The following is a 14,215-nucleotide window of genomic DNA, read 5'->3' on the forward strand; positions in this document are numbered from 1 at the left end:
GGACTTCCTTCGTCACAGATGGGCCGTACCGCTGTGGACATGTGCCCACTGTGGCGAAACGGGGTTAGCCGTCGGCGTGGCCTGGTTTTGAGTCAGGTAAGAAGATCGGCGCGACGGTGAACCCCACCACCGCGCCGCCGCCGGGGCGGGCCCCGGCGAACACGGTGCCGTCGTGGGCGAGCGCGACCTCCCGCACGATGGCCAGGCCGAGCCCGGAGCCGGGCAGGCTTCGCGCCTCCGCGGTCCGGTAGAACCGGTCGAACACCCTGCTCGCGTCGTCTTCGCCGAAACCCGGCCCGCGGTCGAGCACCTCGACCCGGCCGTCACGGATCACCAGCTCGACCGGAGCGGTGCCGTCGACGTCGAATTTCACGGCGTTCTCCAGGAGGTTCGACATCGCGCGCTCGAGCCCCTTCGGGCGGCCCAGCACCGTGGTCGCGTCGGCGGTGACCACGACCTCCCGCCCTGACCTGCGCCGCACCCGCGCCGCTGCCCGCTCGGCGATCACCGCGAGTTCGACCGGCCTCGCCTCCTCGCCGTCGTGCTGGCGGGTGGCCAGCTCGACGAGTTCGTCGACCAGATGCGTGAGCTCCCTGGTCTCACCATCGACGTCGTCGAGCAACGAGGCACGCGCCGTGGCCGACAACTCGTCGAACCGGCGCAGCACGCTCGCGTTGGTACGCAGGCTCGTCAGCGGCGTGCGCAGTTCGTGCGCCGCGTCCTGGACCAGGCGTTCCTGGTCATCGCGGGCGCGAGCCAGCCGCCCGAGCATCGCGTCGAACGACATCGCCAGGCGGCCCACCTCGTCACGGCCGCCTGTCGGCACCTCGATGTCGAGCCTGCCGCTGGCGCTGACCTGCTCGGCCAGCCCGGTCAGCCGGGTGAGCCGCCGTGTGAGCTGGCGGGCGATGAGCCAGCCCGCCAGCGCTGCGCCGAGCAGCGCGGCCGCGCTGACCCCGGTGACCCGGACGGCGAGCGCGTTCAGGATGTGCCGCGTCTCGTCGACGTCGACGCCCAGCTGGATCGCGCCACGGCCGCCGCCCCGCGCCACCGTCAGCACCCGGTAGTCGTCGCGGCCGACAACGAGATCCTGATAGCGCAACGCTTCCGACGCACCGGAAGCGGCCAGCGCCCGGTCCTCGTCGTCGACAGGAAAGCGGACCGGCCTGCCCCCGATCGAGGTCACCGTGCCGTCCGGTGCGATGGCCTGCGCCGCCATCGGCTGCGCTTCACCGTGGTCACCGTTCCCGCGGTTCTTCAGCAGGGGAATGGGTGCGAGCACCTCCGTGGAGCCCGCCGCGACCTGGGCGTACGTCGTCAGCATCGACCGGTCCAGCTGCTCGCCGATCCGCTGCGACGCGGTCTGGTAGCTGAACAATCCCACCAGGATCGCGACGATCGCGCCGACGGTGGCGAAGATGACGACGAGCTTGCCGCGCAGGTTCACGCCGGACGCGCCGAATAGCCGACCCCGCGCACCGTGTGGATGAGCTCCGGAGCGCCCGCCTTCGCCAGCTTCCGGCGCAGGTAGCTGATGTAAACGGCGAGATTCTTCGAGTCCGGCCCGAATTCGTAGCCCCAGATCCGCTCATAGATCGTCGCGCGGTCCAGCACGATCCCCTCGTTGCGCACCAGCAGTTCGAGCAGGTCGAACTCGGTCTTGGACAGCTCGATCTCGTCGTCACGCCACCACGTCCGCCGCGCGGCGGGGTCGACCCGCAGGTCGCCGAGCTTCAGCACCCGTGAAGCGGCATCGCCGTTTTCGGGCTGGACGCGACGGAGCAGCGCGCGCAACCGGGCGAGCAATTCGTCCAGCTCGAACGGTTTCGGGAGGTAGTCGTCGGCCCCGGCGTCCAGCCCGGCCACCCGGTCCGCCGTCTCGACCCGCGCGGTGAGCATCAGGACCGGGGTGTGGTCGCCGTCGGCTCGCAGCACCCGGCACACGCCCAGCCCGTCGACCCCGGGCATCATCACGTCGATGATGAGCACGTCGAAGGTCTCGCGCCGCGCGGTGGTCAACGCCGCCACCCCGTCGGCGACGACCGTGACCTGGTAGTGCTCGAGCTCCAGTGCCCGGAGCAGCGACTCCCGGATCGCCCGGTCGTCGTCGGCGATCAAGACGCGATGTGCCACGCCGGTCATCATCCCCCGCGAGTGCGTGTGCCGCCCGCGATAAGGGTTAGAGCCCGGTAAGAGTGCGGTGGGCTCAGGCCCGGCGCGTCCGGCGGGTCGCCGCACGCAGCAGGGTCCCCAGCTGGACCAGCGCGCCGATCACGGATCCGGCGATCCCGATGATCAGCAGGACGCGCAGTACGACCGGCCAGTCGAAGGAGTAGCCGCCGAAGTCGAACGGGAACACCTGCCAGAGCCGGATCGTCGAGACCAGCCCGGTCCCGACGGTCGCCAGCCCGCCGAGCGCGGTGAACCACTCGGGGTCGTAGCCGAGGTAGAGCAGGCTGGTGACCAGGCTGACCACCAGGGAGAGGTTGACGACGCCGAGCACCTGAAGTGTCGCGCCGGTCAGGAACGGCACGGCCTCCCAGCCGGGCCATCCGTTGACCGCCACCAGCAGCAGGCCGTTGAGCAGCGCGCTGATCACGTACCCGGTGCGTCGTGCCCCGGCAGACGGGCGGCGGGGCTTGTCCTTGCGCGTCATCACGGGTCCTTCCCACCGGCAGGGTTCATACCGAGTACGAGGCCGAGCTCGGCGCGCAGGCCGTCGAGCAGGACGCCGAGATCGGGGAAGCGGTCCGCCTTCACGAGCACAGAGATCGTCAGCGTGCCCGCGTAGGAGAGCGCCTCGAAGAAGACCGTCATGTTCCCGCTGTCGCCTGTCCCGACCGGGATCGCCGAATCGATCGGGACCCCGCCGAAGGTGAGCGGCTCGTCCGGCCCGCGCACGTGACTGACCAGCGTGTGCATCCGGCGTTGATGGCGCAGGTACCACCGGTAGCCGCCGAGTGCGGCCAGCAGCCGGAACGGACCGCCCAGCACCGCGATCGGCGGTGGCCCGGTCGCGGCCGCCTTGGTGGCGCGGACCTCGGCCGCGACCCGCTCGAGCCGTCCGATCACGTCACCGGTGCCGGGGACAGCCACCAGCAACGGGCTGACCAGGTTGCCCAGCGCCGGGTCGCCGTTCGCATGCCTGCCGGACACCGGCACCGTGACAACGAAGGTGCCGACCGATTGCCCGCGTGTCTCCAGCAGCCGGTGCAGTGCGCCCGCCACGGCGACCAGCACCGCGTCGTTCACCGAGGCGCCGCGGCGGTGCGCGGCCGTCCTGAGCGCGGCGAGGTCGGCGCGGACCACCGCCAGGCGAAGGCCGGGCCCGGACGGCCCGATCAGCGAACAAGGTGCGGCTCGTGGCGGGCGCAGGCCTCCGGCCGCCGAGGTCGACGCCCACAGCGTCCGGAGCGCACGGCCACTCCGGCGCACCGCGCCCAGCCGCGCCGACCAGGCGTCGGCGACGAGCCGCGCGGTCGACGGCCTGTCGCTCGGGAAAGCCGCTTCGGCCGTGACGGCTCCGGGATCCACCAGCTTCGACAGCACGGTGAGACCGCCGATTCCGTCGGCCAGCACGTGGTGGAGCACGATGACCAGTGCGACGCCACCGCCGTCGAGCCCGGTCACGAGCACCGCCGACCACAACGGCCCGTCCCTCGGCAGCGGGGTGGCGACCACCGCGAGGCCGGTGTCCAACAGCGCCTGCTCATCACCCGGCGCGGCACAGACGGTGGCCCGGACCTGTCCGCGGACGTCGAACCCGCTGTCGTCGACCCAGATCGGGCCACCGCCGCCGAACGGCGCCCGCACCAATACCTGGCGCAGCCGGGGAACGGCCGGAACACGGTCGGCGATCAGCCGCCGGACGCCTGCCAGGTCGAGTCCGTCCGCCTTGCCCAACGTGAGGATCACGCCGAACTGCTCCGGCTCGCCGGGGGTGTCCATCGCCAGGAACGCGCGGTCCGTCGAACTCGCGCGCTCGACCGCGGCGCTCATGGGCGGTCGAGCGCGACGCTGGTCAGGCCGGGGAACTCGGCAGGGCGGTGGGTCACCACGATCGTCGTTTTGTCTTGGGTGGCCGCGAGAATGTCCGACGCGAGCGCGGCCGCGGTCGGCGCGTCGAGATGGGCGGTCGGTTCGTCCAGCAGCAGGATCGGGCGGTCCGGCAGCAGCGCACGCGCGACGGCGAGCCGCTGGCGTTCACCGCCCGAGATCGGCGTTCCGTGTGCGCCCAGCGCGGTGTCGAGCCCGTCGGGCAGACCGCTCAGCCACGAGCCGAGCTGAGCCCGGCCCAGGCAGGCCAGCAGTTCCTCGGTGGTGGCGTCGGGTTTGGCGAGCCGCAGGTTCTCCCGGAGCGTGCTGTCGAACAGGTGCGCGTCCGAGCCGCACCACGCCAGCTGCTCCCGGACCGAGTCGCCGGAGTACACCTTGGTGTCCGTGCCGTCGAGCAGCACCTGCCCTGACGACGGGTCGAGGTAGCGCAGGAAGGCCGCGATGAGGGTGCTCTTCCCCGCGCCGGAAGGACCGGTGACCACAACGCTCTGGTGCGCGCCGATCTCGAGGTCGAGGTCACGGACCACATCGGTCTCGGATCCTGGCCACCGCACGGAAAGCGTGCGCGCCGCGAGCATCGTCGCGGCGTGTGCCGGCTGGGGCGCGGCGGGTTCGGAGTGGGGCGTCGGGGTCGCGTCGAGGTCGGTGAGCCGCTGGGCGGCGTGGCCGGCGCCGAGCAGGCGTTCCGCGGCCTCGGGCAGCCCGTTGACGAGTTCGGCCGTCGCCAGCGGAGTCAACGCGAGCACCGCGAGCGCCGGGCCCGGCACTCCGGCGAGTATGCCGAGTATCAGGCAGGACACCGAGGTCAGGCCGACGCCGAGTACCGCGATTCCGCCGCTCAGGCCACGCTTGGCCGCTGTGGAGCGCGCGGTTTCGGTGAGCTGGGCGTCGAGTGCCCGGAGCGCGGCGTGGCGTCCGGCGGCCGCGTCGAACGCGAGGAGATCGGCCGAAGCCTGGAGTAGTTCCACCGTGCCCGCGGCGACTTCGGCGCGCAGCCGCGAGGTCCGTGCCTGAGCCCGGCGCGCGCTGGCCGCCGACACCATGGGCGCCAGCACACCGGCGATGAGCAGCCCCGCCGCCGCGACGGCGCCCGCGCCAGGCAGCACCAGGCCGAGCCCGGTAGCGGTCGCGGCGAGCACCAGGAACGTGGATACGCCGGGCACCAGGCCGCGGACGAGCACATCCTGCTGGCTGTCCACATCGGACACCAGCCGGTGCAGCAGGTCGCCCCGGCGCATCCGCTCGGTGACCGCGGGCCCGATCCGGACCAGCGTCTCCCACACGCGCACCCGAAGGTCTGTGAGTACCCGCAGCGCGATGTCGTGCGAGAGCAGCCGTTCGGCGTAGCGCAGGATTCCCTTGGCGAGACCGAACGCGCGAACCGCGACGATCGCCACCATCAGGCTCAGTACTGGAGGGTGCAGTGCCGCGCTCGCGATCAGCCAGGACGATGTCGCCGTGAGCGCGACCCCGCAGCCCAAAGCCGCGGTCGCGGCGAGGCAGGCCGCGGCCAGCCGGATCCGATGTGGACGGATGGCGTCGAGCAGTGGCCGCCATTTCGACCCCGAGGTGTCCGAAATGGACTCCGCGACTGTCGACGGCACCGAACCCGGTCGGGAAGGGGCCTTCGGCGCCACGGGGGCGGCAGACAGCGGCGCCGTCGTGACGCCGGCCAGGCTGATGACCCGGTCGCAAAGCCCCAGCACCGTCTCGTGGTGCGTGACGATCACGGCGGTCCGACCGGCCAGCACGACCGGCAGCCGCTCGAGGATGGCGACCTCGGTACCGCCGTCGACGCCTTCGGTGGGCTCATCCAGCAACAGGAGCGGGCGATCGAGCAGCACGGCACGCGCCAGCGCGACCCGGCGGCGCTGACCGGTGGACAGCCCCGCCCCGAGTTCCCCGACTTCGCGGCCGAGCGGGACGTCGAGCGAGGCCTCGGCCGCCGCGGCCTCGACCTCGGCGTCGCTCGCGCCGGGCTTGCCGAGCCGGATGTTCGCGGCGACAGTGCCCGCGACGAGATTCGGCTGTTGCGGCACCCAGGCGATCAGCCGCTGCCACGCCGCGCGATCCAGGTCACCGAGATCGATGCCGTTGACCAGTACTTTCCCGGCGTCGGGTTGCCGCCAGCCGAGCAGCAGATCCAGCAGGGTCGACTTGCCGGCGCCGCTGGGTCCGGTGATCCCGATGATCTCGCCCGGCTCGATCCGCAGCGAGAATCCGTCGAGTACTGGACCGGAGCGCCCCTTCACGGTGACCCCAACCAGGCTGATCCGCCCGAACCCGGGAACACCGGAAGCGTCCTCGGTGGACGTTTCGGTGAGCGCGATGATCTCCTCGGCCGCGGCGAGACCTTCGGCGCTGTCGTGGAAGCGGGCGCCGACGGCGCGCAGCGGCAAATACACCTCGGGCGCGAGGATCAGGACGACAAGCGCGGTGCGCAGGTCGAGTTCACCGGCGAGCAGCCGCAGTCCGATCGACACCGCGACGACGGCGACGGACAGCGTCGCGAGCAGTTCCAGTGCGAGCGCGGACAGGAACGCCACCCGCAGCGTCCGCATGGTCCTGGTCCGGTACTTCTCGGTGATCTCCCGCAGCGAGCGGATCTGCGCGCGTGCCCTGCCGAACGCGGTCAGCACGGCCAGCCCGGCGACCAGGTCGAGAAAGTGATTGCCCAGCACGGAAAGCGCGCGCCATTGACGGCGGACATCGCGCTGGGTGTACAGCCCGATCAGGATCATGAAGATCGGGATCAGCGGCACCGTCACGCCGACGATCACCGCCGCGACCCAGTCGGCCAGCAGGATCCGCGCGCCGACCACCGCGGGCACGACCGCCGCGATCAGCAGTTGCGGCAGGTACCGGGCGAAGTATCCGTCCAGCCGATCCACACCTCGCGTCGCGAGCGTGGCGAGTTCGGCGGGGGAGTGGTCGCCACGTCTCGGGCCCAGCCGCAACGCGGCCGCGACCACCGACTGCCGAAGCTGCGAGAGCACGTTCGCCGACGCGCGGTGCGCCGTCGTCTCGGACAGCCAGGCGATCCCGGCTCGGGCGAGCACGACCGCGGCCAGCAGCCCGATCGGCAATGCCAGCGCGGCAAGCCCGGCCCCGCCGAGGAAGGCGTCCGTGATCGCCTTCGCCAGGAGCTCGGCTTGCGCCAACACGAGCGCCGCGGTCGCGACACCGAGCGCTGCGCAGGCGATGATGAACGGCCGGGCCGCACCGGCCTGACGCAGCAGCCGCGGGTCGAGGGGCCGCATCAGTGCTCTGCCGGGATCGACGCGCGGGTGACTCGGCGGCGGAACACCCAGTACGTCCACGCCTGGTAGGCGAGCACGATCGGGGTGAACGCGACCGCCACCCAGGTCATGATCTGCAAGGTGTACGGCGTAGACGCCGCGTTCGTCGTGGTCAGGCTGAACGCAGGATCGGTGGTCGACGGCAGCACGTTCGGGTACAGCGCACCGAACAGCGTCACGGTGAACGCGATGATCGCCAGCGCTGTGCACAGGAACGCGTATCCCTCGCGGTTGCGCAGCGCGAGTGCGACACCTGCGACGAGCAGTGCCGCCGCGAGGCCTACGCTGAGCCAGGTCCAGCCGCCGTGCTCGATCGCCGTCCAGGCGAGGAATCCGCCGCCGCAGGCGGTGGCGGCGCCACCGAGCGGCCAGCACAGGTCACGCGCGTTCAGCCGCAGCGAACCGGTGGTCTTCAAGGCCGTGAACACCGCGCCGTGCAGCGCGAACACGCTGAGCGTGGCGAGTCCGCCGAGCAGGGCGTACGGGTTGAGCAGGGTGAAGAACGTGCCGGTGAAGTGGTGTTTCGCGTCGAGCGGGACTCCGCGCACGATGTTGCCGAACGCGACGCCCCAGAGCAGGGCCGGCACGCCCGAGCCGAACATGATCACGTAGTCCCAGCCGGCGCGCCAGCGGTCGCTGTCGACTTTGCCTCGGAACTCGAACGCGACCCCGCGCAGGATCAGCGCGACCAGGATCAGCAACAGTGCCAGGTAGAACCCGGAGAACAGGCTCGAGTACCACAGCGGGAACGCGGCGAACGTCGCGCCGCCCGCGACGAGCAGCCAGACCTCGTTGCCGTCCCAGACCGGGCCGATGGTGTTGATCAGCACCCGCCGGTCGGTGTTGTCGCGGCCGAGCACGCCGAGCAGCATGCCGAGCCCGAAGTCGAAGCCTTCCAGCACGAAGTAGCCGGTCCACAGGACCGCGATGAGCACGAACCAGATGTCGGTGAGTCCCATGATCACTCCAGTCCGCTCAGTAGGTGAAGACCGCTTGGCGCGGCTCGGTGTCGTCGGCTTCGGCCGGTTCGGGCGGCCCGGCCTTGGCGTAGCGGACCATCAGGTACCCGTCGACGACCGCCAGCACTCCATAAAGGACGGTCAGCACGATCAGCGAGAGCAGCATGTTCCCGGTCGACACCGTGGGCGAGACCGAGTCGGCGGTGCGCAGCACGCCGTACACCGACCATGGCTGGCGTCCCATCTCGGTGAAGATCCAGCCGACGCTGTTGGCGAGGAACGGCAGTGCGATCCCGAGTGTCGCCGCGGTGAAGAACCAGCGTTGGCGTGGTGTGCGCCCGCGCCGGAACAGCCACAGCCCGACCGCCGAGAGCAGGGCCATCAGGAATCCGAAGCCGATCATCAGCCGGAACGTCCAGTAGCTGACCGGGATGTTCGGCTTGTAGTCGCCAGGACCGTACTGCTGCTCTTCGGCTGTTTGGATGTTGTTGATGCCCTCGACCGTGCCGTCCAGCTCGCCGGTCGCCATGAACGAGAGCACGCCGGGCACGCGGATGCTGAACTTCTCCTGCGACCCGTCGAGCGAGCCGATCGTGAACAGCGAGAACGAAGCCGGGCCGACGGTGTCGTAGAGCGCTTCGGCGGCGGCCATCTTCATCGGCTGCTGCTGCGTCATGAGCCTGGCCTGCAGATCACCGGTGACGATCACGCCGAGGCCGGCGATCAGCACGGTGATCAGCGCGACCCGCATCGATGGCCGGAACACGTCCTCGGCCCGGCGGCGCTTGAGCTGCCACGCGCTGATCCCGGCCACGAACATGCCCGCGGTGAGGAAGCACGCGGTGATCGTGTGGGTGAACGCGCCGATGGCGGTCGAGTTGGTGAGCACAGCGCCGAAGTCCTTGAGCTCGGCGCGTCCGGTGGCCGTGTTCACCACCGAGCCGACCGGGTGCTGCATCCACGAGTTCGCGGCGAGGATGAAGTAGGCCGAGAGCACCGTCCCGGTCGCGGCGAGCCAGATGGTGGCCAGGTGCAGCCGTTTCGGCAGCCGGTCCCACCCGAAGATCCACAGGCCGAGGAACGTCGACTCCATGAAGAACGCGAGCAGCCCCTCGATCGCCAGCGGCGCCCCGAAGATGTCACCGACGAAGGTGCTGTAGTCGCTCCAGTTCATCCCGAACTGGAACTCCTGCACGATCCCGGTCGCCACGCCCATGGCGAAGTTGATGAGGAACAGCTTCCCCCAGAACTTCGTCATCCGCAGGTACTGCTGCTTGCCGGTGCGCACCCACGCGGTCTGCATCCCGGCGACCACAAAGGACAGTCCGATGGTCAGCGGCACGAACAGGAAGTGATAGACGGTGGTGATCCCGAACTGCCACCGCGCTACATCCAAGCTGCTCATGGGATCTCCTGATCGTGCGTGCGAACCGATGCCGCTGGCAGCATCCGTGACGAGCCGGATGTCCCGAGAGGGTCTTTGGTCCCGGCCTTCCAGGCTTTCCGCCCGCATCGGCAGGCGCGGAGTCCGCAGTTGTCTGGGCACGGACGCCCGGCGCGAGCCGGACAGGGGAACGCCGTTGACGACACATGAGCCCCGTTCGTTCCGTCCAGAACCCGCACGAGCTCGGGTTTCGCGCCGCTTGGCAGTTCAGGCCAAGCGTCAACTACCGGCATTGGGGTCTAACCGCCCGCAACACTCACGAGCCCTTTCTGCCACAAGAATTTGTCAGCCTCAGCGACCAGATAGGCGACCAGCGCCAGCCCGAGTACCCATGGCCAGGCGGCGAGCGGCAGCGGCGCACTGTGGAACAGCGAGTTCATCACCGGCATATAGAGGAACGACAGCTGTAGCACGAGCATGATCCCGACCCCGCCGAGCAGCCACGGGTTCCACCCACGCGGCCGGAGCCGGTCGAGCGAGCGGCAGCTGACCAGATAGGCGATCTGTGCGAAGACGAAGACCGTGATCGTGACCGAGCGTGCTTCGGCGGCCGTGGCGCCTGCCCGCTGTTGCCAGGTGAACACCGCGAACGAACCCGCCACCAGGATGATCGACACCAGTGTGATCCGCCGTAGCAGATCGGCGGTCAGCATTCGCTGCCGCGGATCGCGCGGGCGACGGTTCATGATCCCGGGCTCCTTGGGCTCGAAGGCGAGCGGCAAGCCGAGGAACACGGCGGTCGTCATGTTGATCCACAGCACCTGCACCGGGAGCATCGGCAACGTCGCGCCCGTCACGATCGCGGCCAGGATGACGAGTCCCTCGGCGATGTTGGTCGGCAGCGTCCAAGCCATGAACTTGCGGATGTTGTCGAACACCGCGCGGCCTTCCTCGACGGCGGCTTCGATGGTCGCGAAGTCGTCGTCGGCGAGGATCATGTCGGCCGCCTCCTTGGCGACCTCGGTGCCGCCGAGGCCCATCGCGACGCCGATGTCGGCCTTCCGCAGTGCGGGCGCGTCGTTGACGCCGTCACCGGTCATCGCCACGACGTGGCCGCGGTCGCGCAGCAGCGTGACGAGCCGGAGCTTCTGTTCCGGCGACACCCGTGCGAACACGGACGCGGCCGCGAGCACGTCGTCCGACGCGGCAGCGATCTCGGCGCCGCTCATCACTGTCGGTTCGCCCTCGGTGAGTGTGAAGGCTTTCGCGATCGCCCGTGCGGTCTCCGGATGGTCGCCGGTGATCATCTTGACCTCGATGCCCGCCTCCCGGCACGCGGCGACAGCGTCGAGCGCTTCGGGCCTGGGCGGGTCGTGCATGGCCTGGAAACCCAGCAGCGTCAGCCCGTCCGGCGGCTCATCGCCTGGAAACGGCTCGCCGGCTCCGGGAGTGAACCTGGCGAAGGCCAGTACACGCAATCCTTCTCGTGCGAGGGTTTCGGCGGTCCCGAGCTTGTCGAGTGAGTGGCACAGGGCGAGTACCTTCTCCGGCGCGCCCTTGACGTAGCCGGTCAGGGAGCCGTCCTGGGCTCGATGCACGGTCGCCATCAGGTTGCGCCCGGATTCGAAGGGCAGCGCGGCCGTCCGCGGGTTGGCCGCCCGGATCGCCGCGATGTCCAGCCCGGCTTCGGCGGCCGAGGTGAGCAAGGCGGTCTCGGTCGGGTCGCCGTCGCCGGGCTCGGCGTCGTTGCACAGGATCCCGGCCAGCAGCGTTTCCTCGCCGAGCACGGTGGTCACCGTCATCCGGTTCGCCGTCAGCGTGCCGGTCTTGTCGGTGCAGATGACGGTGGTGCTGCCGAGGGTCTCCACGGACGGCAGCCTGCGGATGATCGCGTTGCGCCTGGCCATCCGGACGACCCCGATCGCGAGCGTGATCGTCACCGCGGCGGGCAGCCCTTCGGGGATCGCGCCGACGGCCATCGCCACCGAGGCGGTGAACATCTCACCGGCCGGGTGGTCGCGCAGCAGCCCGATCACGAACATGACGACGGCCAGCGCGACGATGACCAGCGAGAGCCTGCGGCTGAACCCGGCGATCTTGCGCGTCAGCGGTGTCGGCGGCACTCCGGTGGCGCCCATCAGCTGGTTGATCAGCCCGAGTTCGGTCGCCGAGCCGATCGCGCCGACGATCGCGGTGCCCTCGCCCCTGGTGACGACGGTGCCCGCGTGCGCGGTGTTCCGGCGCTCGGCGAGCATCGTGTCCGCGGCCAGCACCGACGGCTCCTTCGACACCGGCGCGGCTTCCCCGGTCAGCGCGGACTCGTCGATCTGGAGGTCCTGTGCCGAGATGAGCAGGCAGTCGGCGGCGACCTTGTCGCCTGCCCGGAACAGGACGACATCGCCGGGCGTGAGCCGTTCCGCCGGAATTCGCCGGGACACGCCGTCGCGCAGCACCATGGCTTCGGCCGGGACCATCCGGGCGAGCGCGTCCAGCGCACGTTCCGCCCGTGATTCCTGCAGATACCCGATGACGGCGTTGAGCACCACGACACCGAGGATGACCCCGGAATCGACCAGCTGGCCGAGCGTCAGCGTCACCGCGCACGAACCGAGCAGCACGTAGATGAGCGGGTCCCGCAGCTGCCGCAGCAGCCTGCCGAGCGCGCTGGTGCCGCGACCGGACGGCAGCACGTTCAGTCCGAAGTGGACGTTGCGCTCGGCAGCTTCCCGTTCGGTCAAACCCAACCGGGGATCGGCTCCCAGCCGCTCGGTCGCCTCCGCGATGGTCAAGGTGTGCGCGGGGCGGTCCCGGCGTCCCGTATCCACATGCCCTCCCGGGGTCGCTGTCGCCACCACTTTCGCCGGAGGTCAGCTGGAGCGCTGGAGTCGAAGGTCCCCACGCCCGGCGACCAACGCCTGGCGAGACTGTCGAGGATCCGCCGTACTTTCGGGAAAAGGCTGCTCTGTGAAGGCGGAACCATGCCCGACAACCCGCTGTACCCGATCGTCGTCGGCGCCGACGGTTCCGTCGCCGCGACCTGCGCGCTGCGCTGGGCGGCCGCCGAAGCCGCGGCCAGTGGCCGCGCACTGAGGATCGTGCACGTCGTAGACCTGGAAGTGACCGTCTATCCCAGATATCAGCCTGCGCACTACGACCTGCGCGAGATGGAGCTGATGCGTGGTCACCGGTTGCTCCGCGAGGCGCGCGAGGTGGTCAGGGAAACCGCGTCCGAGGTCATCCCGGAGCTCAGGCTCGATCAGGGAAAGGTCGCCGAAGCGCTGCGGGAGGAGTCGAGGGCCGCGAGCCTGCTGGTGCTCGGCGGACGTCAGCCGCGCCCGCTGGACCGGATCGCTGTCGGCTCCGTCGTGGTCGCGCTCGCCGCGCACGCGCGGTGCCCGGTCGTGGTGGTGCGGGTACCCGATGCCGAGGATCTCCCGCCCACGGAGGGACCGGTGGTGGTCGGCGTCGACCACCCGCCGTCGAGCGAGGAAGCACTGGAGATCGCCTTCGAGGAGGCGGCCCGCCGTGGCGCGCGGCTGATCGCCGTGCACAGCTGGGACGATCACGAGATCAACTGGCCACTGGACCAGCACGACGTCGAGACGCACGAGGACGACCTGCTGGCCCAGCGCCTCGCGTTCTGGCAGGTGAAGTACCCGGACGTCGCCGTCGAGCGCCGCATCGCGCGCGGACGCCCCGCCGACCGCTTGCTCGACTTGGCCGATCAGGCCCAGCTGATCGTCGTCGGCAGTCGCGGCCGCGGTGGCCTCAAAGGACTTCTGCTGGGTTCGACCAGCCAGACGGTGCTGTCGCACGCGCTGTGCCCGGTGCTGGTGGCGCGTTCCGGCGAGAAGGTTCGGTGATCGGTCGAGACAAGGAGAGACAATGCGCGCACGCGACATCATGAGTTCGCCGGTGGTCACGGTCACCACGGGAACACCGGTGCGGGAGGCGGAGAAGCTGCTGGCCGAGCGCGGGTTCACCGGCTGCCCCGTGCTCGACGATGACGAAAGGCTCGCCGGCATGGTGACCGAGGCCGACTTCCTGGCCGACCGTTTCCCCGCCGAACCTTCAGCGCCAGGTCGTGTCGTCGGGGACGTGATGACCACACCGGCGATGACCGCCGACGTGGAGTCGAACGTCGCCGAGCTGGCGAGGACCATGCTGGAGCACGGGATCCGGACCATCCCGGTGCTGGACCGCGGCGAGCTCGCGGGCGTGGTGAGCCGCCGCGACTTCCTGCGCGCGCTGGCCAGGGCCGACCAGGTACTCGCGCGGGACATCCGGGACCGGCTCGCGGTCTTCGGCGGGCGTGCCAGGTGGATCGTGGATGTGCGCGACGGCCAGGCCACCATCATCGACCGCTTCGACAGCGAACAGGACCGCCAGGTGGCGGTCGTGCTCGCCGAAGGCGTTCCCGGCGTGCTCGGCGCCCGATGCCACGTCGGCGAGGTGACCCGCTAGGACTCGTGAGTGGTATGGCCGGTTCTAACCGGCCATACCACTCACGACCCCAA

The 14,215-nt window shown here is 70.3% G+C and carries 10 protein-coding genes; 2 read left to right on the forward strand and 8 right to left on the reverse strand.

The genetic code is table 11. The features are described from left to right. Positions 1–64 precede the first annotated feature (64 nt). The 8 genes from ACFV15_RS22715 to ACFV15_RS22750 all read right to left on the reverse strand — a co-directional run bounded on the left by ACFV15_RS22715 (position 65) and on the right by ACFV15_RS22750 (position 12,523). Complete coding sequence (locus tag ACFV15_RS22715; protein WP_378352583.1) at positions 65–1,447, reverse strand: ATP-binding protein; 1,383 nt, start codon at positions 1,445–1,447, stop codon at positions 65–67. Next, complete coding sequence (locus ACFV15_RS22720; RefSeq protein ID WP_378352584.1) at positions 1,444–2,142, reverse strand: response regulator transcription factor; 699 nt, start codon at positions 2,140–2,142, stop codon at positions 1,444–1,446. Before ACFV15_RS22720 ends, ACFV15_RS22715 begins: the two co-directional genes overlap by 4 nt. Positions 2,143–2,206: 64 nt before the next feature. After that, complete coding sequence (locus ACFV15_RS22725) at positions 2,207–2,656, reverse strand: hypothetical protein (protein WP_378352585.1); 450 nt, start codon at positions 2,654–2,656, stop codon at positions 2,207–2,209. Beyond that, a complete protein-coding gene (locus ACFV15_RS22730) occupies positions 2,656–3,999 on the reverse strand; it encodes a wax ester/triacylglycerol synthase domain-containing protein (RefSeq protein ID WP_378352586.1) in 1,344 nt (447 codons plus the stop codon). The genes ACFV15_RS22725 and ACFV15_RS22730 overlap by 1 nt, the downstream gene beginning before the upstream one ends. Then, positions 3,996–7,376, reverse strand: a complete 3,381-nt coding sequence (gene cydD / locus ACFV15_RS22735; protein WP_378352587.1) for a thiol reductant ABC exporter subunit CydD — start codon at positions 7,374–7,376, stop codon at positions 3,996–3,998. The genes ACFV15_RS22730 and cydD overlap by 4 nt, the downstream gene beginning before the upstream one ends. Then, positions 7,316–8,314, reverse strand: coding sequence for a cytochrome d ubiquinol oxidase subunit II (gene cydB / locus ACFV15_RS22740; RefSeq protein ID WP_378352588.1), 999 nt, complete (start codon positions 8,312–8,314; stop codon positions 7,316–7,318). Before cydB ends, cydD begins: the two co-directional genes overlap by 61 nt. A gap of 16 nt (positions 8,315–8,330) precedes the next feature. After that, complete coding sequence (locus tag ACFV15_RS22745) at positions 8,331–9,719, reverse strand: cytochrome ubiquinol oxidase subunit I (protein WP_378352589.1); 1,389 nt, start codon at positions 9,717–9,719, stop codon at positions 8,331–8,333. A 278-nt stretch (positions 9,720–9,997) separates the two neighbouring features. After that, entirely contained in the window at positions 9,998–12,523 is a 2,526-nt protein-coding gene (locus ACFV15_RS22750) for a cation-translocating P-type ATPase (RefSeq protein ID WP_378352590.1), read from the reverse strand. A 153-nt stretch (positions 12,524–12,676) separates the two neighbouring features. Here ACFV15_RS22750 and ACFV15_RS22755 point away from each other — a divergent pair, with 153 nt between their 5' ends. Then, positions 12,677–13,561, forward strand: coding sequence for a universal stress protein (locus tag ACFV15_RS22755; RefSeq protein ID WP_378352591.1), 885 nt, complete (start codon positions 12,677–12,679; stop codon positions 13,559–13,561). 22 nt (positions 13,562–13,583) lie between these two features. Further along, positions 13,584–14,162, forward strand: a complete 579-nt coding sequence (locus tag ACFV15_RS22760; protein ID WP_378352592.1) for an HPP family protein — start codon at positions 13,584–13,586, stop codon at positions 14,160–14,162. Positions 14,163–14,215: the final 53 nt, after the last annotated feature.

Source organism: Amycolatopsis sp. NPDC059657 (assembly GCF_042734395.1).
Taxonomy (GTDB): domain Bacteria; phylum Actinomycetota; class Actinomycetes; order Mycobacteriales; family Pseudonocardiaceae; genus Amycolatopsis.

What these genes read in the sequence shown, in the direction of transcription:
- ACFV15_RS22720 (WP_378352584.1), bottom strand. Translation starts at nt 2,142, where the DNA reads ATGACCGGCGTGGCACATCGCGTCTTGATCGCCGACGACGACCGGGCG.
- ACFV15_RS22725 (WP_378352585.1), bottom strand. Translation starts at nt 2,656, where the DNA reads ATGACGCGCAAGGACAAGCCCCGCCGCCCGTCTGCCGGGGCACGACGC.
- ACFV15_RS22730 (WP_378352586.1), bottom strand. Translation starts at nt 3,999, where the DNA reads ATGAGCGCCGCGGTCGAGCGCGCGAGTTCGACGGACCGCGCGTTCCTG.
- cydB (WP_378352588.1), bottom strand. Translation starts at nt 8,314, where the DNA reads ATGGGACTCACCGACATCTGGTTCGTGCTCATCGCGGTCCTGTGGACC.
- ACFV15_RS22745 (WP_378352589.1), bottom strand. Translation starts at nt 9,719, where the DNA reads ATGAGCAGCTTGGATGTAGCGCGGTGGCAGTTCGGGATCACCACCGTC.
- ACFV15_RS22755 (WP_378352591.1), top strand. Translation starts at nt 12,677, where the DNA reads ATGCCCGACAACCCGCTGTACCCGATCGTCGTCGGCGCCGACGGTTCC.
- ACFV15_RS22760 (WP_378352592.1), top strand. Translation starts at nt 13,584, where the DNA reads ATGCGCGCACGCGACATCATGAGTTCGCCGGTGGTCACGGTCACCACG.